The organism is Streptomyces sp. NPDC086835, from assembly GCF_044745705.1.
In the GTDB taxonomy this organism is placed as follows: domain Bacteria; phylum Actinomycetota; class Actinomycetes; order Streptomycetales; family Streptomycetaceae; genus Streptomyces.
On the sequence record NZ_JBIVAU010000003.1, the window covers coordinates 60,673 to 84,993 of the forward strand.

Annotated in this window: 19 protein-coding genes; 10 read left to right on the forward strand and 9 right to left on the reverse strand. The window is 72.0% G+C overall.

Features of this window, described 5'->3' with window-relative positions; translation table 11 throughout:
* The first annotated feature begins 32 nt into the window (after nt 1–32).
* The 6 genes from zwf to ACIPJI_RS11895 all read left to right on the forward strand — a co-directional run bounded on the left by zwf (nt 33) and on the right by ACIPJI_RS11895 (nt 9,429).
* Entirely contained in the window at nt 33–1,568 is a 1,536-nt protein-coding gene (gene zwf / locus ACIPJI_RS11870) for a glucose-6-phosphate dehydrogenase (RefSeq protein WP_307710246.1), read from the forward strand.
* Entirely contained in the window at nt 1,565–2,512 is a 948-nt protein-coding gene (gene opcA / locus ACIPJI_RS11875; protein WP_356622720.1) for a glucose-6-phosphate dehydrogenase assembly protein OpcA, read from the forward strand. The genes zwf and opcA overlap by 4 nt, the downstream gene beginning before the upstream one ends.
* 535 nt (nt 2,513–3,047) lie before the next feature.
* On the forward strand, nt 3,048–3,266 hold the full coding sequence (locus tag ACIPJI_RS11880) for a type A2 lantipeptide (protein WP_307704861.1): 219 nt from the start codon (nt 3,048–3,050) through the stop codon (nt 3,264–3,266).
* 193 nt (nt 3,267–3,459) lie between these two features.
* Nucleotides 3,460–4,266 (forward strand): HlyD family efflux transporter periplasmic adaptor subunit, encoded by an 807-nt coding sequence (locus tag ACIPJI_RS11885; RefSeq protein WP_402245879.1) that lies wholly within the window; start codon nt 3,460–3,462, stop codon nt 4,264–4,266.
* Nucleotides 4,263–6,575: an NHLP family bacteriocin export ABC transporter peptidase/permease/ATPase subunit gene (locus tag ACIPJI_RS11890; RefSeq protein WP_402245881.1), complete on the forward strand. Its 2,313-nt coding sequence runs from the start codon at nt 4,263–4,265 to the stop codon at nt 6,573–6,575. Before ACIPJI_RS11885 ends, ACIPJI_RS11890 begins: the two co-directional genes overlap by 4 nt.
* 1 nt (nt 6,576) lies before the next feature.
* Nucleotides 6,577–9,429, forward strand: a complete 2,853-nt coding sequence (locus tag ACIPJI_RS11895; RefSeq protein WP_402245883.1) for an NHLP bacteriocin export ABC transporter permease/ATPase subunit — start codon at nt 6,577–6,579, stop codon at nt 9,427–9,429.
* Between the two features lie 30 nt (nt 9,430–9,459).
* Here ACIPJI_RS11895 and ACIPJI_RS11900 read toward each other — a convergent pair whose 3' ends face one another.
* On the reverse strand, nt 9,460–9,846 hold the full coding sequence (locus ACIPJI_RS11900) for a hypothetical protein (RefSeq protein WP_307704858.1): 387 nt from the start codon (nt 9,844–9,846) through the stop codon (nt 9,460–9,462).
* 328 nt (nt 9,847–10,174) lie between these two features.
* Nucleotides 10,175–11,098 (reverse strand): MurR/RpiR family transcriptional regulator, encoded by a 924-nt coding sequence (locus ACIPJI_RS11905; protein WP_307704857.1) that lies wholly within the window; start codon nt 11,096–11,098, stop codon nt 10,175–10,177.
* A gap of 111 nt (nt 11,099–11,209) precedes the next feature.
* Here ACIPJI_RS11905 and ACIPJI_RS11910 point away from each other — a divergent pair, with 111 nt between their 5' ends.
* Both ACIPJI_RS11910 and ACIPJI_RS11915 read left to right on the forward strand, forming a co-directional pair.
* Nucleotides 11,210–13,780 carry a SpoIIE family protein phosphatase gene (locus tag ACIPJI_RS11910; protein ID WP_402245885.1) on the forward strand — a complete coding sequence of 857 codons (2,571 nt, stop codon included), beginning with the start codon at nt 11,210–11,212 and terminating at the stop codon, nt 13,778–13,780.
* Between the two features lie 81 nt (nt 13,781–13,861).
* Nucleotides 13,862–14,635 carry a uracil-DNA glycosylase gene (locus ACIPJI_RS11915; RefSeq protein ID WP_356622717.1) on the forward strand — a complete coding sequence of 258 codons (774 nt, stop codon included), beginning with the start codon at nt 13,862–13,864 and terminating at the stop codon, nt 14,633–14,635.
* Here ACIPJI_RS11915 and ACIPJI_RS11920 read toward each other — a convergent pair.
* The 4 genes from ACIPJI_RS11920 to ACIPJI_RS11935 all read right to left on the reverse strand — a co-directional run bounded on the left by ACIPJI_RS11920 (nt 14,616) and on the right by ACIPJI_RS11935 (nt 19,965).
* Complete coding sequence (locus tag ACIPJI_RS11920; RefSeq protein WP_402245887.1) at nt 14,616–16,742, reverse strand: xanthine dehydrogenase family protein molybdopterin-binding subunit; 2,127 nt, start codon at nt 16,740–16,742, stop codon at nt 14,616–14,618. The two genes, ACIPJI_RS11915 and ACIPJI_RS11920, sit on opposite strands and share 20 nt — an antisense overlap.
* Nucleotides 16,739–17,746 carry an FAD binding domain-containing protein gene (locus ACIPJI_RS11925; RefSeq protein ID WP_402245889.1) on the reverse strand — a complete coding sequence of 336 codons (1,008 nt, stop codon included), beginning with the start codon at nt 17,744–17,746 and terminating at the stop codon, nt 16,739–16,741. Before ACIPJI_RS11925 ends, ACIPJI_RS11920 begins: the two co-directional genes overlap by 4 nt.
* On the reverse strand, nt 17,743–18,309 hold the full coding sequence (locus tag ACIPJI_RS11930) for a (2Fe-2S)-binding protein (RefSeq protein ID WP_307704853.1): 567 nt from the start codon (nt 18,307–18,309) through the stop codon (nt 17,743–17,745). Before ACIPJI_RS11930 ends, ACIPJI_RS11925 begins: the two co-directional genes overlap by 4 nt.
* 78 nt (nt 18,310–18,387) lie before the next feature.
* Nucleotides 18,388–19,965 (reverse strand): FAD-dependent oxidoreductase, encoded by a 1,578-nt coding sequence (locus tag ACIPJI_RS11935; protein ID WP_402245891.1) that lies wholly within the window; start codon nt 19,963–19,965, stop codon nt 18,388–18,390.
* A 332-nt stretch (nt 19,966–20,297) separates the two neighbouring features.
* Here ACIPJI_RS11935 and ACIPJI_RS11940 point away from each other — a divergent pair, with 332 nt between their 5' ends.
* Together ACIPJI_RS11940 and ACIPJI_RS11945 are read left to right on the forward strand one after the other, a co-directional pair.
* Nucleotides 20,298–20,657 carry a DUF3040 domain-containing protein gene (locus ACIPJI_RS11940; RefSeq protein ID WP_402245893.1) on the forward strand — a complete coding sequence of 120 codons (360 nt, stop codon included), beginning with the start codon at nt 20,298–20,300 and terminating at the stop codon, nt 20,655–20,657.
* Nucleotides 20,658–20,670: 13 nt separating this feature from the next.
* Nucleotides 20,671–21,258 carry a DUF6328 family protein gene (locus ACIPJI_RS11945; protein WP_402245895.1) on the forward strand — a complete coding sequence of 196 codons (588 nt, stop codon included), beginning with the start codon at nt 20,671–20,673 and terminating at the stop codon, nt 21,256–21,258.
* 30 nt (nt 21,259–21,288) lie between these two features.
* Here the strand turns inward: ACIPJI_RS11945 and ACIPJI_RS11950 are convergent, their stop codons facing one another.
* The 3 genes from ACIPJI_RS11950 to ACIPJI_RS11960 all read right to left on the reverse strand — a co-directional run bounded on the left by ACIPJI_RS11950 (nt 21,289) and on the right by ACIPJI_RS11960 (nt 24,266).
* Nucleotides 21,289–22,323 (reverse strand): DUF6479 family protein, encoded by a 1,035-nt coding sequence (locus ACIPJI_RS11950; RefSeq protein ID WP_402245897.1) that lies wholly within the window; start codon nt 22,321–22,323, stop codon nt 21,289–21,291.
* A gap of 159 nt (nt 22,324–22,482) precedes the next feature.
* Nucleotides 22,483–23,145, reverse strand: a complete 663-nt coding sequence (locus ACIPJI_RS11955; protein ID WP_356622710.1) for a response regulator transcription factor — start codon at nt 23,143–23,145, stop codon at nt 22,483–22,485.
* Nucleotides 23,142–24,266: a sensor histidine kinase gene (locus ACIPJI_RS11960; protein ID WP_402245899.1), complete on the reverse strand. Its 1,125-nt coding sequence runs from the start codon at nt 24,264–24,266 to the stop codon at nt 23,142–23,144. The genes ACIPJI_RS11955 and ACIPJI_RS11960 overlap by 4 nt, the downstream gene beginning before the upstream one ends.
* Nucleotides 24,267–24,321: the final 55 nt, after the last annotated feature.

The following is a 24,321-nucleotide window of genomic DNA, read 5'->3' on the forward strand; positions in this document are numbered from 1 at the left end:
CGCAGGAGAGCTCGCGGCAGCGGACCCGGCAGATGCCGCCGGACGGCGGCTGGGTCAATCCGCTGAGGGACCCGCTGGACAGGCGGCTGCCCCGTATCGCCGGCCCTTCCGGACTGGTCATCTTCGGTGTCACCGGGGACCTGTCGCGCAGAAAGCTGATGCCGGCCGTCTACGACCTGGCCAACCGCGGGCTGCTGCCGCCGGGCTTCTCGCTCGTCGGCTTCGCCCGCCGGGAGTGGCAGGACCAGGACTTCGCCGAGGTGGTCCACCAGGCCGTCAGGGACCACGCGCGCACGCCGTTCCGTGAGGAGGTGTGGCGGCAGCTCTCGGAGGGAATGCGGTTCGTCCAGGGTGACTTCGGCGACGACACCGCGTTCGAGCAGCTCAGGTCGACCGTCGAGGATCTCGACAGGGCCCAGGGCACCGGCGGCAACTTCGCCTTCTACCTCTCCGTACCGCCGAAGTTCTTCCCCGAGGTCGTCCAGCAACTGAAGGACCACGGCCTGTCCGACGCGCCAGAGGGCTCCTGGCGGCGCGCGGTCATCGAGAAGCCGTTCGGCCACGACCTGGCGAGCGCCTGCGACCTCAACGAGATCGTGCACGAGGTGTTCGCGCCCGACGAGGTCTTCCGCATCGACCACTACCTGGGCAAGGAGACCGTCCAGAACATCCTGGCGCTGCGGTTCGCCAACACGCTCTTCGAGCCCATCTGGAACCGGTCGTACGTCGACCATGTGCAGATCACGATGGCCGAGGACATCGGCATCGGCGGCCGGGCCGGCTACTACGACGGCATCGGCGCCGCCCGTGACGTGATCCAGAACCACCTCCTCCAGCTGCTGGCGCTGACCGCGATGGAGGAGCCCGCCGCATTCGACGCCGAGTCCCTCGTCACCGAGAAGCTCAAGGTCTTCAAGGCCGTCAAGCTTCCGGCGGACCTGGCCCGGTCCACCGTGCGTGCGCAGTACACGGCGGGCTGGCAGGGCGGCGAGAAGGTGGTCGGCTACCTCCAGGAAGAGGGCATCGCCCCCGACTCCAGGACCGACACGTACGCCGCGATCAAGCTGGAGATCGACAACCGCAGGTGGGCCGGTGTCCCCTTCTACCTGCGCACCGGCAAGAGGATCGGCCGACGCGTCACCGAGATCGCGGTCGTCTTCCAGCGCGCCCCGCACTCACCGTTCGACTCCACCGCGACCGAGGAGCTCGGCCAGAACGCGCTGGTCATCCGCGTCCAGCCGGACGAGGGTGTGACCGTGCGGTTCGGCTCCAAGGTGCCGGGTACATCGATGGAGCTGCGCGACGTGACGATGGACTTCGCCTACGGAGAGTCGTTCACCGAGTCCAGCCCCGAGGCGTACGAGCGCCTCATCCTCGACGTGCTGCTGGGAGACGCCAACCTCTTCCCGCGGACGGAGGAGGTGGAGGAGTCCTGGCGGATCCTCGACCCCGTCGAGGAGTTCTGGGACCGCAGCGGAAAGCCGGCGCAGTACCCGGCCGGCACCTGGGGGCCCGCCGAAGCGGACGACATGCTCGCACGAGACGGACGGAGCTGGCGAAGGCCATGAAGATCGACCTCACCGACACCACGGCCGGCAAGATCAACAAGGCGCTCGTCCGGGGCCGCCGCGCCATCGGCACCCCCGCCGTCGGCATGGTGCTCACCCTGGTCATCGTCACCGACGAGGAGAACGCCTACGACGCCATCAAGGCGGCGGGCGACGCCTCCCGCGAACACCCCTCCCGCACCCTCGTCGTCATCAAGCGCCACGCCCGCTCGCCCCGCGACCGCAACGACACCCGCCTCGACGCCGAGGTGCGACTCGGCAGCGACGCCGGAGCCGGCGAGACAGTGCTGCTGCGGCTGCACGGCGAACTCACCCACCGCGCGGACTCGGTGGTGCTGCCCCTGCTGCTGCCCGACGCCCCCGTCGTCGTCTGGTGGCCGGTGGACGCCCCGCCCGTCCCCGCCAAGGACCCGCTGGGCGCCCTCGCGCAGCGGCGCATCACCGACGCGTACGCGGTGGAGCGGCCGATCGAGGAGCTCGACGCCCGCGCGTCCGGATACGAGCCGGGCGACACCGACCTCGCCTGGACCAGGCTCACCCCGTGGCGTTCCATGCTGGCCGCCGCGCTGGACCAGGCCCGTGCCGAGATCGTCTCCGCGGTGGTCGAGAGCGAGGCCGACAACCCCAGCGCCGAGCTGCTCGCCCGCTGGTTCGCCGACCGGCTGAAGGTGCCGGTCGAGCAGGTCGTCACCGATGGGCCGGTCGTCACCGCGGTCCGGCTCCGCACCGCCGACGGCGAGATCCACATCGACCGGCCGGAGGGGCCCGTCGCCCGGCTCACCATCCCCGGGCAGCCCTCCCGGATCCTCGCGCTGAAGGTACGCACCACCGCGGAGCTCATCGCGGAGGAACTGCGCCGGCTCGACCCGGACGAGGCCTATGCCGCGGCGCTGCACGCACATATCACCGCCCCTGCGGCCAAATCGGCGCCGGACAGCGTCTGAACGGCACCAGGCGCAACTCTCCGCAATTGCGCGGTAACTCGATTTCGGAGAGTTGCGCCGGTGTTCCGCGGCACCGCCCCGCCCCGGTGTGAAGGCTTTGTGAGGTGCCGTCAAAAAACCTCCTCCTTCAATGAATCTGCACACCGAATGCTCAGGCGGCACACGGTCTCCCAACTCCGGGTCCCTGTTCTTCCTCCACCCTGACCTGCGACTATCGGTGTCTGTGTGGGAATGTCCAGTTCTCTGCGGGATGACCGGACGAGCACCCGGCGCGCGAATTTGACGATCCCGTGAAGGAGATGGCGTCAATTCATGTAGGGACGTCCACGCGGCGGTAATTAGGTGCCGTTCTCGTTGGCAATCCGCTTCGCGTGATTGGCTGCTCAACCGCCTTACGTGCTTTGATCCTTCGCACCGCGGGATTCGAAGAAGGGTTCCCGGATCGGGAATCCCCCCACGCCCGCCAGGTGGCCGGTACCGCTCTTTTCGTGCCGGGCGCTGCACTATCGAAATATCCATCCGAAGGGAACTTCTCATGAGCTTCGTCCCCACCCAGGAGATCGCCGACTCCGAGCTGGACAACATCGCCGGCGGTCTCCACAGCGCCACGGTGAGCAACGCCACCGCCGCCCTTGACAGCATCGCCCCGGTCTCCGGCACCGTCGCCACCGTGACGGGCGTCGTCGAGGGTGCCACCGGCATCAACTCCGCGGCCATCACCGGCCCGGTCACCGGTCTCGTCGCCGGCCTGTAAGACCCGCGGCTCGCCGGCACCCCCTCTGCCGGCATAGCCGAGCCGTGTGCCCCGGAGCCGGCCAGGTTCCGGGGTGCACGGCCGCGCGTGGTTTCGGCACCACCGCCCCGCGCGCGGGCCCCGTCCCCGCACGGAGTGCGGCCGGACAGCGCCCAGTTCCCCCGTAACCGAAGGCAGTTGAGGGAAGAGCATCGTGCAGTTCCGCCAACAGGCCCTTTCCAAGCTGCAGTCACCGGAAGAGATCGACCTTCCGGTCCGTTTCGCCCGGCCGCAGGGGCTGCTCGTTCTCACCGTCACCGTCGTCGTCATGATCGCGGCGAGCGTGTGGGCGGTGATGGGCAAGGTGTCCTCCACGCTGGACGCGCCGGGTATCCTCACCCACGCCCAGGGCAGTTACGTGCTGCAGAGCCCGGTCGCCGGCCAGGTCACGGAGGTCCTCGCCCAGGAGGGTGACAGGCTCCGCGCCGACGCGCCCCTGCTGAAGGTCAGCACCCCGCAGGGCGTCACCGTCGTGCGCGCCCTCGCCGCCGGCCGGCTGACCACCCTCGTCACCGCGATCGGCTCCGTCGTCACCCCCGGCGCGGACGTCGCGGCCGTCGAACGGATCGAGAAACCGGACGACCCCCTGATGGCCGTGCTGTACCTGCCCGCCGAGAACGCCTCCACCGTGCCCGTCGGCGCCAAGGTCGATCTGAGCGTCCAGTCCGTGGCCACGCAGCAGTACGGCGTGCTGCGCGGCCGGGTCAAGACGGTCGGCAGGACCGCCCAGAGCAGTCAGCGGATCACCGCGTTCCTCGGCAGCAGCCAGCTGGGCGAGCAGTTCTCCCGCGCCGGCCAGCCCGTCTCCGTACTGGTCGAACTGGACACCGCCCCCGACACCGAGTCCGGATACCGGTGGTCGTCGTCCGACGGGCCGCCGTACGCGCTCGAATCCATGACCCTGACCGGCGGCGCCGTCCACCTTGCCGAGCAGCGCCCGATCGATTGGCTGCTGCCGTGACCCGGACCGAGAACAACGCCCAGCGGCCCCAGCAGCAGTTGCCGCCGGCCTCCGGCCGCGGCAGGCACCGGCCGGAGGCGGCCGTGCAGGGCGGACGCCGCGGGACGCGCCGCGCCGCGCCGACGACCCGCCGCAAGCAGCAGCGGCGCGGCAGCAGGCCCCGCTCCGTGCGCACCCCCACCGTGCTCCAGATGGAGGCCGTGGAGTGCGGGGCGGCCGCGCTCGCGATGGTGCTCTCCCACTACGGCCGCCATGTGCCGCTGGAGGAGCTGCGCATCGCCTGCGGCGTCTCCCGTGACGGCTCACGCGCCAGCAACGTGCTGAAGGCGGCCCGTAGTTACGGTCTCGCCGCCAAGGGCATGCAGATGGAGGCGACCGCGCTCGCCGAGGTGCAGCCGCCCGCCATCCTGTTCTGGGAGTTCAACCACTACGTCGTCTACGAGGGCACGGGGCGCAGGTTCGGCCGCCGCGGGGTTCACATCAACGACCCCGACAAGGGACGCCGCTTCATTCCCGCGGAGGACTTCGACACCAGCTTCACCGGGGTGGCCCTGGTCTTCGAACCGGACCGCAACTTCCGCAAGGGCGGCCGCAAGCCGGGCGTCATGGCGGCGGTCCCCGCCAGGCTGCGCGGCACCGCGGGCACCCTCTTCGCCGCCTTCCTCGCGAGCCTCCTCCTCGTCGCGGTGGGCGCGGCCGTGCCGGCGCTGAGCCGCACCTACATCGACATGTTCCTGATCGGCGGGCAGACCTCGCTGCTCGGGACGCTGTTCGCCGCCATGGCGGCGACGGTGGCGCTGACGGCCGTGCTCACCGGGCTCCAACAGGCGAACCTGCTGCGCGGGCGGATCATCTCCTCCACCCTGAGCAGCGCCCGCTTCCTGCGCCATCTCCTGCGGCTGCCCGTCACGTTCTTCGCCCAACGCAGCCCGGCCGACCTGGTGCAGCGGCTGCAGTCCAACGACGCGGTCGCGGAGACCCTCGCGCGTGACCTCGCGGCGGCCGCCGTCGACGGCGTGGTGGTGATCCTCTACGCCGCGCTCCTGTGGAGCTACGACCCCCAGCTCACCGTCGTCGGCGTGCTGATCGCCCTGCTCAACGTCGTGGCGATGCGCATCGTCATCAGACTGCGCGCCACCCACACCCAGAAACTGCGCGCCGACAGCGCCCGGCTCACCAACACCTCCTACACCGGTCTGCAGCTGATCGAGACCATGAAGGCGACCGGCGGGGAGAACGGCTTCTTCCGCCGGTGGGCTGGCCAGCACGCCACCACCCTGGACGTGCAGCAGCGCCTCGGCGTGCCCAGCGCGGTCCTGGCCGTCGTCGCCCCGACCCTCGCCACGCTGAACAGCGCCCTCATCCTGTGGATCGGCGGTCTGCGGGCCGTGGAAGGCCATATATCGATCGGTCTCCTTGTCGCCTTCCAGGCGCTGGTGGCCCGCTTCACGGCGCCGATCACCCGGCTGAACGGAGTGGCCGGCCGGATCCAGGACTTCGCCGCGGACGTCGCCAGGCTCAAGGACGTGGAGAGTTTCCCCGTCGACCCCCTCTACTCGCGCGAGGAACCGGACCCGAGCAGCCGCCGGCTCAAGGGACATGTGACGCTCGAGAACATCACCTTCGGGTACAGCCCGCTCGACGCGCCGCTGCTGAGCGGCTTCTCGCTGACCGTCGGCCCGGGCCGGCAGGTCGCACTCGTCGGTGGCTCCGGCAGCGGCAAGTCCACCGTCTCCCGGCTGATATCGGGCCTCTACACGCCGTGGGAGGGCACCATCCGGATCGACGGCCGGCTGCTTGCGGACATCCCCCGCGGGGCGCTCGCCGCCTCCGTCTCCTTCGTCGACCAGGACATCTTCCTCTTCGAGGGCACCGTCCGCGACAACGTGACCCTGTGGGACCCCTCCATCCCCGACGAGGCCGTGGAGAGCGCTCTACGGGACGCGGCCGTGCACGACGTGATCATGCGCCGTCCCGAAGGCATCCACAGCCGCGTCGAACAGGACGGCCGCAACTTCTCCGGTGGACAGCGCCAGCGGCTCGAGATCGCCCGCGCCCTGGTGCGCCGGCCCAGCATCCTGGTGCTCGACGAGGTCACCAGCGCCCTGGACGCGGAGACCGAGCGCGTCATCATCGACAACCTCCGCCGCCGGGGTTGCGCGTGCGTGGTCATCGCCCACCGGCTGAGCACCGTGCGCGACAGCGACGAGATCGTCGTGCTGGACCACGGCTCGGTCGTCGAACGGGGCCGCCACGAGGAACTGGTCGCCGCCCAGGGACCGTACGCCGAACTCGTCAAGGAGCACTGACGTGTCATCCGTACCCCCGGCGGCCACCGCCTTCCACCAGGCCCACGAGCAGTCCGACGCGGTGCTCCACGCGCTCGGCGGCCTCGGCGCGCCCGTCGACACCACCGGCCTGCGCAGCCTGCACCTGGAAGGGCCGCAGGTGATGTGGCTCGTCGTGGGCGGCGCCCTGGACCTGTTCGCCGTCGACGCGGCGGAAGAGGGCCACTGGCACTTCCTCGGCCGGCTCGAACCGGGCACGCTGCTTCTCGGCCCGGTCGAGGGCCCCCGGCACACCCTGACGGGCCGCCCCTCGCAGGACTGCGTGCTGCGCCGGATCCCGCTGCGGGAGCTGTACGTACCGGACCAGGCGTACCCGCCCGCCTATCAGGACCCCTACGGCCGGACTGCGGCCACGCAGCTCGAGTACGCCTTCGGTCTCGGGGTGGGCCGCGGTCTCGGGGTGCTCTTCGAGGCACCGCTCGAGGGCCGCCCGGCCGGGGAGGAGGCCATGGCCGACGACGACGTCCTGTGGATGCAGGTCGAGCCTGGCAGCGTGCAGTACGGGGCCTCCTACAGCGCGGAGGCGGCGGGCGACCTGCTCGTCGAGGGCGCCATGTGGCAGAGCATGGTGAACCAGCAGTACCGGCTGCTGTCCGCGGTGGACGGCTGGATCGAAGCGCTGGAGCGGGCCCACGAGGACCGGACGGCCGCCGGCATCAAGGCCGGCGCCGACGTGCGCGCCCGGGCCGACGAGGCGCTGCTCGCCTCCATCGGCAGGCCGGACCGCGCCGCACGCGGCACCGGCGGCGCGGACGGCGACGACACGCTGCTGGCGGTGTGCCGGCATGTCGCCGCCGCCGCCGGGATCGCGCTCACCGAACCCCCGAGGGGCGGCCCGGCGGACGACCGCGTCGGCCCCGTCGAACGCATCGCCGTCGCCTCCCGTGTCCGAACCCGGCCCGTCCGTCTCCAGGGCCGCTGGTGGCGCACCGACGCCGGCCCGCTGGTCGGTCACCGGGCCGCCTCCGGCGCCCCCGTCGCGCTGATCTGGCGCCGCGGACGCTACGAAGCGGTCAACCCGCTCACCGGCTCCCGCACCCGGGTCGGCAGCGACAACGCGGACGAGTTCGAGGAACGCGCCGTCATGTTCTACCGGCCGCTGCCCGAGCGGCCCGCGAGCATCTGGCGACTGGCCCGCTTCAGCATCCGCGGCAGCCGCAAGGACCTGCGGAACCTGGCCGTCGCCGGCCTCGTCACCGTCGGGCTCGGCGCGCTGGTGCCGATCACGACCGGACAGATCCTGGGTGTCTACGTGCCCAAGGCGGAGAGCGGCCTGATCGTGCAGGTCTCGCTCGCCCTCATGGTCACGAGCATCGTCTCCGCCGCGTTCATGCTGCTGCAGAACCTCACCGTCCTGCGGATGGAGGGCCGGATCGAGAGCACCCTCCAACCCGCCGTCTGGGACCGGCTCCTGCGGCTGCCGACCAAGTTCTTCGCCGAACGGTCGACCGGAGAGCTGGCGAGCGCGGCCATGGGCATCAGCTCGATGCGCCGCGTCCTGTCCGGTATCGGCCCCGTGGCCCTTCAGTCCACCACCGTCGGTGCGATGAACGTCGTGCTGCTCCTGTGGTACAGCGTTCCGCTGGCGCTCGCGGCCATCGGCATGCTGCTCGTCATCGGCGCGGTGTTCCTCGGCATGGGGCTGTGGCAGGTCCGCTGGCAGCGCAAGCTGGTGGAACTCTCCAACAAGCTCAACAACCAGGCGTTCCAGACCCTGCGCGGCCTGCCCAAGCTGCGTGTCGCCGCGGCGGAGAGCTTCGCCTACGCGGCCTGGGCGCGGCAGTTCGCCCGCTCCCGCGAACTCCAGCAGCGGGTCGGCCGGATCAAGAACCTGACCACCGTGCTGGACGCGGTCTATCTGCCGCTCTGCTCGCTCATCATGTTCATGCTGCTCGCGGGACCGGCGCGCGGCTCCATGTCGGCGGCCGAGTTCCTCACCTTCAGCACCGCGGTCACCATGCTGCTGACGTCCGTCACCCAGCTCACCGGCGTGCTGGTGTCGGCCGCCGCCGCACTGCCCATGTTCGAGCAGGTGCGCCCCATCCTCGACGAGGCCCCCGAGGTGCGCGGAGCGAGCGCGCAGCCCGGCACCCTGTCGGGCGCGATCGAGGCCAGGAAGCTCACCTTCCGGTACGCCGACGACGGCCCGCCGGTCCTCGACGACGTGTCGCTCCAGGTGCGGCAGGGCGAGTTCGTGGCGATCGTCGGCCCGAGCGGATGCGGCAAGTCGACACTGCTGCGGCTGCTCATCGGCTTCGACCGGCCCGCCTCCGGCACGGTCCTCTACGACGGCCAGGACCTGGCCGCGCTGGACCCCGCCGCCGTGCGCCGGCAGTGCGGTGTGGTGCTCCAGAACGCCCAGCCGCTCACCGGCTCGATCCTCGACTGCATCTGCGGCGCGGAGACCTTCTCGCAGGACGAGGTCTGGGAGGCCGCGGAGATGGCGGGGCTGGCGGAGGACATCAGGCGGATGCCGATGGGCCTGCACACCCTGATCTCGTCCGGCGGCGCGATCTCCGGCGGTCAGCGGCAGCGGCTGATGATCGCCCAGGCCCTGGTGCGCCGGCCGCGCATCCTCTTCTTCGACGAGGCCACCAGCGCCCTCGACAACGAGACGCAGCGCGTCGTCATCGAGAGCACCCGCCGGCTGGACGCGACCAGGGTCGTGATCGCCCACCGGCTGTCCACCGTGATGGACGCGGACCGGGTGATCGTGATGGAGGAGGGCCGGGTCGTCGAGGAGGGCCGGCCCGCCGACCTGCTCGCCGACGCGGGCGGCCGGCTCCACGGGCTGGTACGGCGGCAGCTGGCGTGAGCGGGGAGCAGCGGGCCCGCGGCGCGTGGGCTACCGCCTGCGGTGCGTGCCGCCGCCGCCCGTGACGAGGGCGTCGCCGACGAGCCTGACCCCGCGCGCCAGCCGGCCGAGCTGCTCGAGCTCGACCGCGTACAGCCGGATGGTGTTCTCGATGACGCTCTCCGCCACGCCCAGCGGCGGCAGTTCGCACCGCGAGGTCTGCAGGGCGGCCCGTACCGCCCGCATCTCGTGCTGTACCTGGAGCTGCGCGTGCCGGGCGAGCAGGACGGGGTGCCTGTTGAGCGTCGAGTAGCCGGCGTAACGGGCGGGCAGAAGATCGCGCAGCCAGCGGGCGGCGGTCCGCTCCCAGTCGTGGCTGCCGGGGGCCTTCACCTGGCAGGGCCAGTCCGGATCGACCGGGGAGAGGGTTCGGGACATTCGTCGTCGCTCCGGGTGGTGCCGATGAACTCTGGTCGAGAGATGTGCGGCGGTCCCGGCCCAGGGGTTGACCGGGACCGCCGAGGGCGTCCGCGGCGGAATGCGGAGCCCGGATTGAACACCGGAGGACGGCGCGAGGAGGGAGCGCCGTACCCGGTGTTCGGTTGGTGAGGGCTCGGGTGCGGCCCTCATGGCTACGGAGGACACCGGCGCCAGGAGCAGTAAATATATATACCGTCGAGTACGCAAGGGTATGAAAAATTTCATGCACCGCTGGGCATGAAAAATACCGGTAAGAGACCGGTTCGAGCACCGAAAGCCAGGCGGCTCAGTCGTCCAGGAAGAAGTCGTGCTGATCCGCCACCTGCTCGTAGCCCTCCAGCCGCACCTGCGTCCGCTCCGGATCGGCGTCCGCCATGGCCTGCAGCACCGCGGCGGACAGCACCCCGGGAGCCGCGTACGAGTCGAACACCAGCCGTGACCCCGTCCCCGCGGTCAGCGTCACATCGGCCTCGTCCACCAGGGGTCCCAGCGTCAGATCCGTGATCAGCGCGACCCGCAGACCGGTGCGGCGGGCCGCCCGCAGCGCCGCCAGCGTCTCGTTGGCGTGCCGGGGCATCGCGAAGGCCAGCACCCAGGTCCCGCCCGCCTCCCGGGACTGCAGCAGCGCGTCGTAGGCCACGCTGCCGCCACGGGTCACCAGCCGCACGTCCGGGTGGATACGGCGCGCCGCGTACGCGAAGTACTCCGCGAGCGAGACGGAGATCCGCAGCCCCAGAACCGTCAGCGGCATCGAGAAAGCCAGCTCCCGGCCGATGCCGAGCACCCGGTCGGTGTCCGCCAGCACCCGCCGCAGGTTCTCGAGGTTCTGGATCTCGGCGTCGACGGCCGCCTGGAGCTCGTTGCGGCGGATCTCCGCACGGGTCTCCGGCGAACCGGCCACCGCGCTCAGCGCGATCGGCTGCAGCGCCTCCCGCAGCGCCGGGTAGCCGCTGTAGCCGAGGGACGTCGCGAACCGGGTCACCGACGGCTGGCTGACCCCGACCCGCTCCGCGAGGTCGGTGATCGACAGGAAGGCGGCCTCGGTCAGGTGGTCGATGATGTACTGCGCGATGCGTCGCTGACCAGGGGAGAGGCGGTGGCCGCCGAGCAGTGCGAGCACCCGCTCGGCGGGAGCGGGCTGCTGCTCCTCGGGCGGTCCGCCCGGGGTGATCGCGGCGGCCTGCGCACGTTCCTGCTGCCCTGATGGCACCGGTGTGCCCCCTTCTATGTCCAACTCCTGCTCAACATAGCCCACCGGCCGCGCCGGTCAGGGTGACCGTCCACGCGGGGCGCCGGCCCACCGCCGCCCCGCGTCGAGGAGATGCGCCGCCCGCACGGCCGGGAGCATGCTGGCAGGGTGACCCGGTACGGCGAAGACGTGCCCGAGGCCCCCGCCCAGGAAGGCCCGGACCCGGTGCACACCCACGGCCGCGACCCACAGGCGGACGAGCTCGCCATGGTCCTCGCCCAGGCCGAGGTGAGCGCCATCGAGGCCGTCGGGGGCTTCGCGGGCGGCCTCTACCTGAGGTCCGCCGCACCCGAACTGCTGCGCCTGGCGGTGATCGCCGGACTGCCGTCGAAGCTGTTCCGGCACTGGTGGGGCATGCATGTGAACCGCCCCTTCCCGCACTCGGACGTCTACCGCACCGGTCAGCCCGTCTACCTCGGCGACGCCGAGGAGGCGATGCGCCGCTACCCCCAGCTCATGGCCGGCCTGCCGTTCCCCTTCGGGTCGCTCTACGTGCCGATCTCCCACGACCGCGAATGCTTCGGCGTCCTCGGCGTGCTGCGTCCGGCCACCCCCGGCCAGCCGGTCTCCGAGGCCGACCGGCGGCGCATCCACGAAGTGGGTGACCGGCTCGGCGCCACGCTGGCCGCCATGGCGCCGAACCGGCCGCCCATCGAGTGGGACGCCGAACCGCTGGCCGTGACCCTCCAGTCGCTGACCGCGCCGCCCCTGCGCATCGGGGCGTACGACTGGAACCTCGAGGCGGGCACCGTGACCGGCGACGAGGGCTGGTGCGCCATCCTCGGCACCGATCCCTCGAAACTGCCGCTCACCGCGGAGGCGGTGGCCGCGCGGATCGAACCGGAGGACGCCTACGGTCTGTGGGCCCTGGCCCGCCGGTCCGCCGAGTCGGACCGGCCGGTCACCCGCAGGCTGCGCCTCCAGGGCGCCGACGGCCGGCCTCACCTGCTCGAACTCACCGGCCGCCGCAGACGCCCCACGGACGACTCGACGGCCACCCACCTGACCGGGTACCTGGTCGACCTCGGCGCCGGACCGGTCGTCCCCGAGGCCGCCGACCGGCTCCCGGTGGGCATCTGCTCCGTCGACCGCCTCGGACGCATCCTGTACGTGAACGAGCACGCGGAGAGGCTTCTCGGACAGCCGCGCGCCGATCTGATCGGTCGGGTTCTGTGGGAGGCCGTCGACGCCTTCGGGCAGGCCGCCCATGAGGACCACTACCGGGCGGCACTGCTCTCGCCCGACCCGGTCCACTTCCTGGTCAGGGGAACCGGCGAATGGCTGTCCGTCACCCTCTACTCGAGCCTCGACGGTCTCACCATCACCCTTGACGCGGGCGAACAGCCCACCTACGCCCCGGGATCGTTGGCCGCACCCGGCGCCGGTCTCGGTTCACCGGCGGACCGGGCCGTGGCCCTGTACCGTCCGGTCGCCCTCGCCATCGCGCTCACCGAGGCGGTCACGGCCCGGCAGGTCTCCGCCGTGGTCACCGAGGAACTGCTGCCCGCGTTCGGCGGCCGCCAGCTGGCGATCTATATGCTCAGCAACCGTCATCTGTACCTGGCCTGGGAGACGGGGTTCCCGAGGGGCTTCCTCAACCGCTTCGACGGAGTGGGCCTCGACACGAAACTGCCCGGCGTCGAGACCCTCACCTCCGGCCGGCCCCTGTTCTTCGAGTCGATGCAGAACCTCGCCGCGGCCTACCCCGGCATCCCCATGGACGCGCACGTCGGCGCCCGGGCCTTTCTGCCGCTGATCGCCTCCGGCCGCCCCGTCGGATCCTGCATCCTCGGCTTCGACCAGCCCCGCGGGTTCAGCCCCGAGGAGCGCACCGTCCTCACGGCGCTCGCCGGACTCATCGCCCAGGCCCTCGAACGGGCTCGCCGGTACGACTCGGAGGCGGCGCTCGCCCGCGGTCTTCAGGACGCCCTGCTGCCGCACCGGCTGCCCGCCGTCGAGGGGCTCGACACGGTGGCCCGGCACCTGCCGGGCACCCAGGGCATGGAGGTCGGCGGCGACTGGTACGACGTCATCGACACCGGCCGGGGGATGGCGCTCATCATCGGGGACGTACAGGGCCACGGCGTCCAGGCGGCCGCCACCATGGGGCAACTGCGCAGTGCGGTAAGGGCCCTCGCCGTCAGCGGTCACACGCCCGTGGAAGTGGTCACCGGCACCAACCGGCTGCTCATCGACCTCGACCCGGGCCTCTTCGCCAGCTGCTGCTACATCGTGCTCGACCCGGCCACCGGCCGCGCCGACGCCGTCCGCGCCGGCCATCTCCAGCCCTTGCTGCGGCACCCGGACGGGCGCACGGACGTGCTCGCCCTGCCGGGCGGAGTGGTCCTCGGGGTGGACGCCCGCGCCGTCTACCCCGTCACCGAACTGGCCCTGGAGCCCGGCGCGGTGCTCGCCCTGTTCACCGACGGCCTCGTCGAACAGCCCGGGGTCGACATCGACCTGGGCATCGAAAGACTGCGGCACACGTTCTCCGAACTGGGATACGCCCCGCTGTCGGACACCGCCGACCGACTCATCAACGAGGCCCGCCAGACGCCCGACCGCCCCGACGACATCGCCCTGCTGCTCGCCGCACGGTGGTCACAGACCGCCGGAACGAGGGGCGGCGGCTCCACCCCGTGACGGCGAGGCCGTCACGGCCGGCCGTCACGACCTGCGCTCACTCACCCCGGCCTCCCCGCCGCCCCGGACTAACGTGGTCCCATGGACAGGCACGACACGACCGGCCCACGGACCGAAGACCCCGGCTTTCCGGCGCGGACGGCGCCCCGGTGCGGCGGGCTCGGCGAACTGGACGAGGCCGTCAGCCGGTGCCGTGCCTGCCCGAGACTCGTCGCCTGGCGGGAGCAGGTGGCCACCGACCGGCGTGCGGCCTTCTCCGGCTGGGAGTACTGGGGCCGGCCGGTGCCGGGCTTCGGCCCCGCCGACGCGTCGCTCGCCGTCGTCGGCCTCGCCCCCGCCGCCCACGGCGGGAACCGCACCGGCCGCATGTTCACCGGGGACGACTCCGGCGACCTGCTGTTCGCCGCTCTCCACGCCGTCGGCCTCGCCTCACAGCCCACGTCCACGCACCGCGGGGACGGCCTGGTCCTGCACGGCGTACGCGTCACCGCGCCCGTCCACTGCGCTCCGCCGCAGAACAGGCCGACGACCACCGAGCGGGACACCTGCCGCTCCTGGCTTGCGACCGAGCTGTCGCTGCTGACGAACCTGCGGGCGATCGTCGTCCTCGGCGGTTTCGGGTGGCAGGCCCTGCTGCCCGTCCTCGAAGCCACCGGACGCCGACTGCCCAGGCCGCGCCCCGCGTTCGGGCACGGCGCCCATGTCGTCCTGCCGGGCGACGGCGACCGGTCGGAGCTGCATCTGCTCGGGAGCTACCACCCCAGCAGGCGCAACGTCTCCACCCGGCTGATGACCTTCCGGATGCTCGTCGACGTGCTCCGCGACGCCGCCGGCGTCAGCGGCTCCGGCCGCTGAGAGCCGGCGCCCCCTCGAGCGCGTGCAGCATCTTGTCGGGGGTCAGCGGCAGTTCCCTCAGCCGGACGCCCGTCGCGTGGTGCACCGCGTTCGCCACCGCCGCCGCCGTGCCGACGATGCCGATCTCACCGATGCCCTTGCTGCCCATCGGATTGAGGTACGGGTCGTCCTCCTCGATCCACTGCGCCTCGACGGAGTGCACGTCGGCGCAGACGGGCACGTGGTACGAGGCGAGATCGCACTCCGCGTAGTCCCCGAAGCGCTCGTCCATGGTGCTGCCCTCCATCAGCGCCATGCCGATGCCCATCGTCATCCCGCCGATGAACTGGGAGCGCGCGGTACGGGCGTTGAGGATGCGCCCCGCAGCGAACACGCCGAGCATCCGGCGCACCGCCACCTCGCCCGTCACGGTGTCCACCTGCGCCTCGCAGAAGACGGCGCCGAAGGCGTGCCGCGCGTGGGCGGGCTCCTGGCCGGTCTCCTCCCTGGTGTCGGCCGACACGGTCACGCCCTCCGCCGGCAGAGGGCCACGGAGGTCCGCGAGGCGCTTGGCCAGGAGGGTGCAGGCCTTGTGGACGGCCCAGCCCCAGGAGGCCGTTCCGGACGATCCTCCGGCCAGCGGCGCCGCCGGCAGGTCGGAGCTGCCGATGTCGACGGTCACCGTCTCCAGCGGCGTGTCCAGCGCCTCCGCGGCGATCTGCGCGAGCACGGTCCTGGCGCCGGTGCCGATGTCGGTGGCGTTGATCCGGATCCGGTGGACGCCGTCGTGCCCGAGGTGGGCGCTGGCCGTGGAGGGGGCGATCAGCACGGGGTAGGTGCTCGCCGCGACGCCGGTGCCGATCAGCAGATCGCCTTCCCGGGTGACGCCCGGACGCGGGTCACGGTCCTGCCAGCCGAAGACGTCGGCGCCACGGCGGAGGCAGGCGGCGAGGTTCCTGCTGCTGAACGGAAGCCCCGAGTCGGGCTCGGTCGCCGGTTCGTTGCGCAGCCGCAGCTCGACCGGGTCCAGCCCGGTGGCGACGGCGAGTTCGTCCATCGCCGACTCCAGGGCGTACATTCCTGGCGCCTCACCGGGGGCGCGCATCCACGACGGGGTCGGCACGTCGAGGGCCACCACCCGGTGCACGGTGCGGCTGTTGGGGGAGACGTACATGACCCGGGCCGGGACGGCGGCCTGCTCCACGAACTCCCTCACCCGCGAGGTCTGGGTGACCACGTAGTGGGCGAGAGCCGTGATCCGGCCGTCGGCGCCGGCGCCCAGGCGGACATGGTGCAGGGTCGGCGCCCGGTGGCCCACGACGGCGGGCAGCTGACGGCGCGGCAGGGCCACTTTCACGGGGCGGCCGGTGTGGCGTGCGGCCATCGCGGCCAGCACCACCGGCGGCCGGGGCGTCCCCTTCGATCCGAAGCCGCCGCCGACGTGCTCGGACACCGCGGTGACCTGCTTCCTGTCCAGCCCGAACAGCTGGGCCAGGGCGTCCCTGACCGGGCCGGAACCCTGGCTCGAGTCCCGGACCGTCAGCCGGCCCTCGTCCCAGTGGGCGGTGGCCGCGTGCGGCTCCATCGGATGGTTGTGCAGCGCGGGGAGCCGGTAGGAGGTGTCGACGCGGACGTCGGCCGCCGCGTACGCGCCCTCGAAGTCGCCCCTCTCGCGCACCGCGGGGTGGCCCCCGTTGGCCTCCTCGGGCGTGTAGATGTCCGGATGGACGTCGGTGAGCCGTACGTCGTGTTCCTCGGTCTCGTAACCGACGCGCAGGGCGGCGGCGCCGGCGCGGGCGTTCTCGAGGGTGTCGGCCACGACCAGGGCGACGTACCAGCCCCTGTGCGGTACGCGGTCGTCCTGGAGGAGACGGAGGGTCGGGTCGTCCGGCTGCCCGAGGCGGGGGGCGTTCTCGTGGGTGAGCACCGCCAGCACACCGGGCATGTCCAACACCTCGGCCGTGCCGAGCGACGTGACACGGCCGCGGGGGATCGCGGCGGGCACCGGCCAGCCGTACACGCAGCCGGACGGGGTGTGTTCGGCGGCGTAGCGTGCCGCGCCGACGGCCTTCTCGCGCGCCTCCCGCCGGACGGCGGGCGCGCCCAGCACGGCGGGCGGCCTGCTCATGACTGCTCCTCGCTGCCGTCGTCGCCGTCCGCGAGCTTGGAGAGGACGTCGACGGCGAGATTCCGCGCGAGCCGCACCTTGAACGCGTTGTCCCGCAGCGGCTGTGCCGCAGCGAGCTCCGCCTCGGCCGCGGCGGCGAAGGCCTCGCGGCCGGCCGGCCCGCCGACGAGCAGTTCCTCCGCCCTGCGGGCCCGCCACGGCCGGTGGGCGATGCCGCCGAACGCCAGCCCCACGTGCCGGACCCGGCCGTCCTCGACGGAGAGGACCGCGGCGACGGAGACCAGGGCGAAGGCGTACGAGGCACGGTCGCGGGCCTTGCGGTACGCGGACCGCGCGCCGGCGGTCACGGGGGGCAGCTCCACGCCTGTGATCAGTTCGCCGGCCCGCAGCTCGGTGTCCACCTCGGGCCGGTCACCGGGCAGCCGGTGGAAGTCGCTGACCGCCAGCGACCGGTCCCCTTCGGTGGAGTGCAGATGAACCGTGGCGTCGAACGCGGCGAGCGCGACCGCCATGTCGGAGGGGTGCGTGGCGACGCAGTGCTCCGAGTGGCCCAGCACGGCGAGGTCGCGGTGGACACCCTCCCGGGCGGGGCAGCCGGTGCCCGGCGCACGCTTGTTGCAGGGCTTGGAGATGTCCTGGAAGTACGTGCAGCGGGTGCGCTGGAGCAGGTTCCCGCCGGTGGTGGCCGCGTTCCTCAACTGCCCGGAGGCCCCGGAGAGCAGCGCCTGCGACAGCGCGAAGTAACGTGTCCGGACGGCCGGATGGGCCGCGAGGTCGCTGTTGCGCACGGCGGCGCCGATGAGGAGCCCGCCTCCCGGCACGCCCTCGACCGTGGCGAGCGGCAGCCGGCTCACGTCGATGAGCACGTCGGGCGTCGCGACGCCCAGCTTCATCAGGTCGACGAGGTTCGTGCCACCCGCGAGGTACTGCGCCCCGGTGTGCGCGGCGTACGCGGCGACGGCTTCTGCGGCCGTGCCGGGTCGGACATAGGCGAAGGGCTTCACGGTGTCACGTCCTCGATGGCCGCCACGATGTTGGGGTAGGCGCCGCAGCGGCACAGATTGCCGCTCATGCGCTCACGGATCTCACCGGGAGTGAGGGTGACGGCTCCGTCCGCCCCCTCCCGCCGCCCGGTCACCAGCGACGGACGGCCGTCGGCCGCCTCCGCCAGCATTGCCACCGCCGAGCAGACCTGCCCGGGGGTGCAGTAGCCGCACTGAAGGGCGTCCCTGGCCACGAACGCCTCCTGCACGGGATGCAGTTCGCCGCCGGGGGCGAGACCTTCGGCCGTGGTGATGTGCGCCCCGTCGTGGGACACGGCCGGCATCAGACAGCTGTTCACCCGCCGCCCGTCGGCGATGACGGTGCAGGAGCCGCACTGGCCGTGGTCGCACCCCTTCTTCGGACCCGTCAGGTCCAGGTGCTCGCGCAGGGTGTCCAGGACCGTGGTGCGGTGGTCGAGTGTCAGCGTGTGACTGACGCCGTTGACGTGCAGTGTGACCGCGGAGCGATGGGCGCCCGCGATGGTCGTGGCGCCCGCGGTCTCCGGTCGGCTGGTCGGTTCCACGCCGCAGCCCTTTCCCGTCGGATGACATGGTTCGCTCTACTTCCTACCAGCCTGCGGCGAGATGCGCGGTTCGGCCGCTCACGAGCCCTCCGGCCCCTCCACGTTCCGCCGTTCGAGGGGCCGCACCGCGGGGCCCTGCAGTACGGAGCCGTCGACACCGAACCGGGAGCCGTGGCAGGGGCAGTCCCAGCTGCGCTCCGCTTCGTTGAACGCCACCATGCAGCCCAGGTGGGTGCAGCGGGCGGACACCGCGTGGCACACCCCTTCGTCGTCGCGGTACACGGCGCAGCGCTGCCCGTTCAGGCGTACGACCGCGCCCGTGCCCGGTGCGATGTCGGAGGCGGAGTCCACATGGGTGGTGCGCAGCCGGTCCCCGACGAAGTGCTTGCCGACCTCGGCCTGCTGGGAGAGCAGGGTGGGGGCCTCCCGCAGCGTGCTCCAGATCCGCCGGGGATCGTAGAGGTCCGCCCAGGGAGCCTTGACGGCGCAGATCAGGCCGGCCAGCAGTCGCCCCGCCAGCACGCCGCTGCTCATGCCCCAGCCGCCGAAGCCGGTGGCGACATAGGTGTGCCGGGCGCCCGGATGGAAGGGCCCGATCAGCGGCACGGTGTCGCTCGCGTCGTTGTCCTGCGCCGCCCAGCGGTACATGGTCTCCTCCACCGGGAAGTGCGTGTGCATCCACTCGTCGAGGCGCTCGATCCGCTCGGGGACGTTCACGGTGCCGGGGGTGAAGGTCTCCCCGGTCACGATCAGCAGCCGGCGGCCGTCGCCGAGCGGGGCCGTGCGCACCGACCGTTTGGCGCCTTCCTCGCAGATGTACATCCCGGCCGGGTCCCGGTCGGCCGGCAGCGCCGCCGCCACCACCAGCTCACGGTGCGGTGACATCCGGGCGAACAGCAGCGCCCGGTCGAACACCGGGAAGTGCGTGGCGATCACGACATCGCGTGCGGTCACCGTCCGGCCGCCCTCCGTGGTGAGCCGGCAGGGCGAGCCTTCGTGCAGGCCGGTGACCCGGGTACGCTCGTAGATCTTGTTGCCGTAGGCCGTGAGGTCCCGCGCCAGACCGAGGAGGTACTTGCGCGGATGGAACTGTGCCTGCTCCTCCATCCGCACCGCCCCGGCGACATCGAAGGGCAGCCCCGTGTCCTCGACGTACTCGGCCTGCAGGCCCGCCTCCGCCGCTGCCTCGGCCTCTGCTTCGAGCGCGGAGCGCTGAGCGCCGTCCCGGGAGTAGACGTACGAAGGGCCGCGCTCGAACTCGCACGCGATGCCGAGCGCGGAGGAGACCTCGGCGACGCGTTCCACCGCCGCCTGCTGCGAGCGGGCGTAGAGCCGGGCCCCCTCGGGCCCCCTGGTCCGGCGCAGCCGGTCGTAGATCAGCCCGTGCTGTGCCGTCACCTTCGCCGTGGTGAACCCCGTGACACCCGTCGCGATGCGGTCGGCCTCCAGCACCGCGACGGAGCGGCCGCCCTCCCGCGTCAGTTCCCACGCCGTGCTCAGCCCGGCGATGCCGCCGCCCACCACGGCCACGTCGACGGTGATGTCGTCGGCGAGCGGAGCGAAGTCGGTGGCGGCGGTGGTGCGTATCCAGTGCGAATCCGTCGTGCGCGGGTGCGTGGCCCCGGCCGTGTGCGTGACATGAGATTCGTGCGACATGCGGTCCGGGTGCCCGGCAACGGGCCGGTGAAGCCTGTCCGCTCTCGGCGGGGGTGACTGAGCGGGGGCGGACGGGGTACCCGCGAGAACAGAAATCCGGCGCCACGAATCCTGCCGGTACCGATCGAACAGGGAGGTGTCAGCCGTGGACACCCGGGCCGACACCGAAAGAGCCACCGGTCACATTCCAGAGAGGGAACGCATACGCACCTGCAGGCCCGCGGTCCTGTCAGGACGCGAATCCGACCGACAGGTGGAGAGCGACCCGGAAACGAACATCTTCCGGGGCGAGGACTGAACCGACCGTCTTACAGCGTACGGAGGCGCCAGCCATGGACGGATCCGGACTCTCCGAACCGGAAAGGCTGATCCTCGCGCAGATCGAACAGGACCTGCGGGCCGACGAATTCCTGGACCGACGGCTGCGGACCATGAGTCCCGGACCGCCGCTCGCGCGTATGACCCACCGATTCCGGTCGCACGTGCTCGCTGCCGCCGTGGGTGTGCTGGCGGCGCTGACGTTCGTCCTGCTCGCGATGGCGGCATCCACGTCCAAGCCCGTCCTGATCTGGGCGTTCGCCGCCACATGGGCCCTGACCCTGGTCGGACTGCTCACGCTCCTCTGCCGTTGGTCCCAGCGGCTTGCGCGGCGCAGTCGTGCCCGGGGCCGCCGGCGCGCGGGACCGCCGTGATCGGTGGCCGGCCATGGGGATAGCGAGGACCGGTCCCGGCAAGCGCCGGGAGACCCCTCAACAACGACTGGACCGGCTGTGGGGCGAACTTCTCCGTGAGGTGAGGGTCGCCCTCGCCGGTGTCCAGCTGCTTTTCGTCTTTCTGCTCGCCGTCGCCTTCACCCCGCTCTTCCCGCGTCTCGGCGAGAGCGACAGGCTCATGTACGTGGCGTGCCTGCTCCTCGGGGCGGCCGCCACCGGCCTGCTGACGGCGCCGGTGAGCATCCACCGCATGGTCACCGGCCGAGGGCTGAAGTACGAGGCGGTCACCTGGGCCTCGCGGTTCACCATCGCCGGGCTGGCGATCCTGCTGTGCATGGTGGCGCTGGGCCTGCTGCTCGTGCTGCGCAGCGTGACCGCGCTCAGCGACAGTACCGCGCTGATCCTGGACGTGGCCGTCGTCGGGGGCCTGACCGTGTGCTGGCTGGTGCCGGCGGCCCTGATGCGTCGCGGGAGCAGTCCCGCGTCGCCGGCCGGGCCGAGTGGCCAGGACGCCTCGAAGACGCCACGGCACGGGCCACCGGAGGCGCGCCCGGACCGCGACGAGTACCGCCGGCCCTGACGGGGCCGGCGGTACTCGTCGCTGCCGATCTCAGCCCCCGTGACCGCCACTGCCGAAGGCACCGCCGCTCTCGTCGGAGTCACGGGGCGGCTTGCTCTCGGGTGCGGGCCGGGAGCCCATGTTGCCGTAGCCGTGGAGCTCGTGAGGTGTCAGTCGCCCCGGCACCTCGTGTCCTTCGGAGAGATCGAACTCGTCGGGCTCCAGGCGGCTCTCGTAATGGGTCTGGTGATCGGGCCGCACCGGCTGCTCCTCGGGCCCCGGCGGGGCGTCGCGCCGCCTTCGCGCGCCGACCTGCCAGACCACATAGACGAGCAGTACGAGAAGACCGACCACGATCAGTCCGAACACGATGACCGCGGGTGCTCCCTCTCCGGCGGCGAGGACAGTGGCGACGTCCCCCGCCGGCTCGTTGAAAGTGACCATGTCTACCGGGTACCCAATCTCATCGGTATCACCGCCGGTGAGCGGCCGGACCCCCGGAATGGACCTTCTTCTCAGGCGGCGGCGTTGCCCGCGCCGGTGAGGGCCTGAAGCAGTTCGTCCCGGCTCATCGAGGACCGGCCGGCGATGCCGAGGTCGGTGGCACGGGCGTAGAGATCCTTCTTGCTGAGCGCGGCCAGGTCCTGCTTCCTGGCGGCGCCCTCGCGGCCGCTCGCTTTGCCGGGAACGGTGCAGGGCGCTGCGGAGCAGCTCGTAGACCTTGAAGTACTCCTTGCCGCGCGGGGCGAGACAGTACGTACGGGCGAAGTGGACGGGCTCGATGTCGGCCAGGTCCACGAATCCGCTGATGTCGACGACCTTGGAACGGCCGGGGGAGATGTCGTCGAGTTCCTCCGGTTCGACGACGACGTACTGGCCGTCGCCCACCTCGTAACCCTTGACGATGTTTTCGCCCTTGACCTCACGGCCGGTGCGTTCGTTCACGCGCTTGTTGCGGATGCGGTCGCCGGTGCCGCGCTGGAGCCGGTGGAAGTGGACGGTATGGTCGTCCCTCGCGGTGAACAGGCCCAAGGGCAGGGTGACCAGTCCGAAGCTGAGCACCCCTGTCCACATCGCTCTGGCCATCGCCCTTCACCTCCCTGTCGCCACGCGGCTGCGAGGTCCCCGCTCCAGTCTCCTCGTCCCGCGGCCGATGCCCCACCTGTGGCGGTGGAGGCGAACTCGCGTTCGAGGGTGTGACGGTGGTCGTGTCGCCCCGCGACCCGGCCCGAAGGCCGTCGAGGGTCAGCGGCCGCGCGGGGCGACCAGGCCGGATTCGTAGGCGAGGATCACGAGTTGGGCGCGGTCACGGGCGTGGAGCTTGGCCATGGCCCGGTTGATGTGGGTCTTCGCGGTGAGCGGGCTGATCACCATGTGGTTCGCGATCTGGTCGTTGGACAGGCCCTGCGCCACCAGGGCGACGGCCTCGCGTTCGCGGTTCGTCAGCTCCTCCAGCCCCGTGTCGGTGCCGGTCCGGAGCGGCTGGTTGACGTACCGGTTGATCAGCTTGCGGGTGATCGAGGGTGCGAGCAGGGCGTCGCCGCGGGCCGCGACCCGTACGGCGTGGAGGAAGTCCTCCGGCAGGATGTCCTTGACGAGGAACCCGGCCGCGCCGGCGCGCAGCGCCTCGAAGACGTATTCGTCGAAGCCGTAGTTGGTCAGGATGACGACGTGCACGCCGGCCAGGGCCGGGTCCGCGGCGATGCGACGGGTCGCCTCGATGCCGTCGACGACCGGCATCTGGATGTCGACGAGAGCGATGTCCGGCAGGTGTTCCCTGGCCAGAGCCAGGCCCTCCAGCCCGTCGCCGGCCTCGCCGACCACCTCGATGTCGTCCTCGAGGTCGAGCAGCGCGCGAAAGCCGCTGCGCAGGAGCCGCTGGTCGTCGACCAGCAGGACACGGATCATGACGTCTGCTCCACGGGGAGTTCGGCCTGGACGGTGAAACCGCCCTCGCCGCGGGGTTCGGCGCGCAGCCGGCCGCCGAGGGCGGTGACCCGTTCGCGCATGCCGAGCAGCCCGACGCCGGGCACCGGTGCGGCGCCCGGTGCGGCCTTGCCGTCGTCGTCGATGCGGATCGCCAGGGCGTTTGGACGGCAGTCGATCCTGACCGACGCCGTGCCGGCGGCGGCATGCCGGGCGATGTTGGTGAGCGACTCCTGAACGATCCGGTAGACAGTCCGGTCCACCGCGGCGGGCACGTCGGGCCGTTGTCCCTCGATCGTCAGGGTCGCGTCCAGGCCGGTGGCACGGGCCCGTTCGACCAGTTCCGTGACGTGGTCGAGCCCCCGCGGCGGGGCCGTGTCGTCGTCGCGCAGCGCCTCCAGGGTCGCGCGCAGCTCCCGGGTCGCCTCACGTCCGGCCTCCTGGATCGCGAGCAGGGCTTCCGGCACCTTTTCACCGCGCTTGCGGGCCACATGGACGGCGACCTCTGCCTGCACCTTGATGATCGAGATCTGGTGGGTGAGCGAATCGTGGAGCTCCCGCGCGATGTGCAGCCGCTCCTCGTCGGCACGGCGCCGGGCGGTCTCCTCGCGGGTGCGCTCGGCCTCGTCCGCCCGCCGCTCGGCCTGCCGCAGCGCCTCACCCGCGGCGCCGGCGGCGACCAGCCAGGCGATCTCGAGGGCGCCCCGGGCCTGCGCGAACGCCTCGCCCGCGGGCAGGCCGGAGGCCAGGGCCGCGAGGGGAAGGCAGGCCAGTACGGCCACGCTCGCCACCACCGTGAGGGTGCGGTGTCCCGCCCGTACGGCCGCGTACACCGCGAACAGGTACGCGACGGCCGGTACGTCGAAACCGGCCGCCTGGTATCCCACCGCGCACAGCCCGGTGACGGCCAGGACGGGGACCGGAGCCCGGCGGCGCGCTGCCAGCGCCAGGCCGCCGGCCGTCAGCAGCGCGTAGCCGAGCGGGTCGAGGCCCGAGGCGGAGTGCTGCCCGGACAACCCGGTGACCAGCAGCGTCGCCGCCACGCCGACGGCGATCGCCCAGTCTGTGACACCGGCCCGGACACCGGGCCGCAGGGTAATCATGCGCGCACCTTAGCCGGGTGGCGCCGGGGTGCGAGTCCCCCTGGGGGACCAGCGG

Coding starts and splice junctions, on each gene's coding strand:
- ACIPJI_RS11955 (WP_356622710.1), bottom strand. CDS start 23,145: ATGATCCGTGTCCTGCTGGTCGACGACCAGCGGCTCCTGCGCAGCGGC.
- ACIPJI_RS11945 (WP_402245895.1), top strand. CDS start 20,671: ATGGGGATAGCGAGGACCGGTCCCGGCAAGCGCCGGGAGACCCCTCAA.
- ACIPJI_RS11920 (WP_402245887.1), bottom strand. CDS start 16,742: ATGAGCAGGCCGCCCGCCGTGCTGGGCGCGCCCGCCGTCCGGCGGGAG.
- ACIPJI_RS11950 (WP_402245897.1), bottom strand. CDS start 22,323: ATGGCCAGAGCGATGTGGACAGGGGTGCTCAGCTTCGGACTGGTCACC.
- zwf (WP_307710246.1), top strand. CDS start 33: ATGCCGCCGGACGGCGGCTGGGTCAATCCGCTGAGGGACCCGCTGGAC.
- ACIPJI_RS11915 (WP_356622717.1), top strand. CDS start 13,862: ATGGACAGGCACGACACGACCGGCCCACGGACCGAAGACCCCGGCTTT.
- opcA (WP_356622720.1), top strand. CDS start 1,565: ATGAAGATCGACCTCACCGACACCACGGCCGGCAAGATCAACAAGGCG.
- ACIPJI_RS11910 (WP_402245885.1), top strand. CDS start 11,210: ATGCGCCGCCCGCACGGCCGGGAGCATGCTGGCAGGGTGACCCGGTAC.
- ACIPJI_RS11900 (WP_307704858.1), bottom strand. CDS start 9,846: ATGTCCCGAACCCTCTCCCCGGTCGATCCGGACTGGCCCTGCCAGGTG.
- ACIPJI_RS11935 (WP_402245891.1), bottom strand. CDS start 19,965: ATGTCGCACGAATCTCATGTCACGCACACGGCCGGGGCCACGCACCCG.
- ACIPJI_RS11940 (WP_402245893.1), top strand. CDS start 20,298: ATGGACGGATCCGGACTCTCCGAACCGGAAAGGCTGATCCTCGCGCAG.
- ACIPJI_RS11960 (WP_402245899.1), bottom strand. CDS start 24,266: ATGATTACCCTGCGGCCCGGTGTCCGGGCCGGTGTCACAGACTGGGCG.
- ACIPJI_RS11880 (WP_307704861.1), top strand. CDS start 3,048: ATGAGCTTCGTCCCCACCCAGGAGATCGCCGACTCCGAGCTGGACAAC.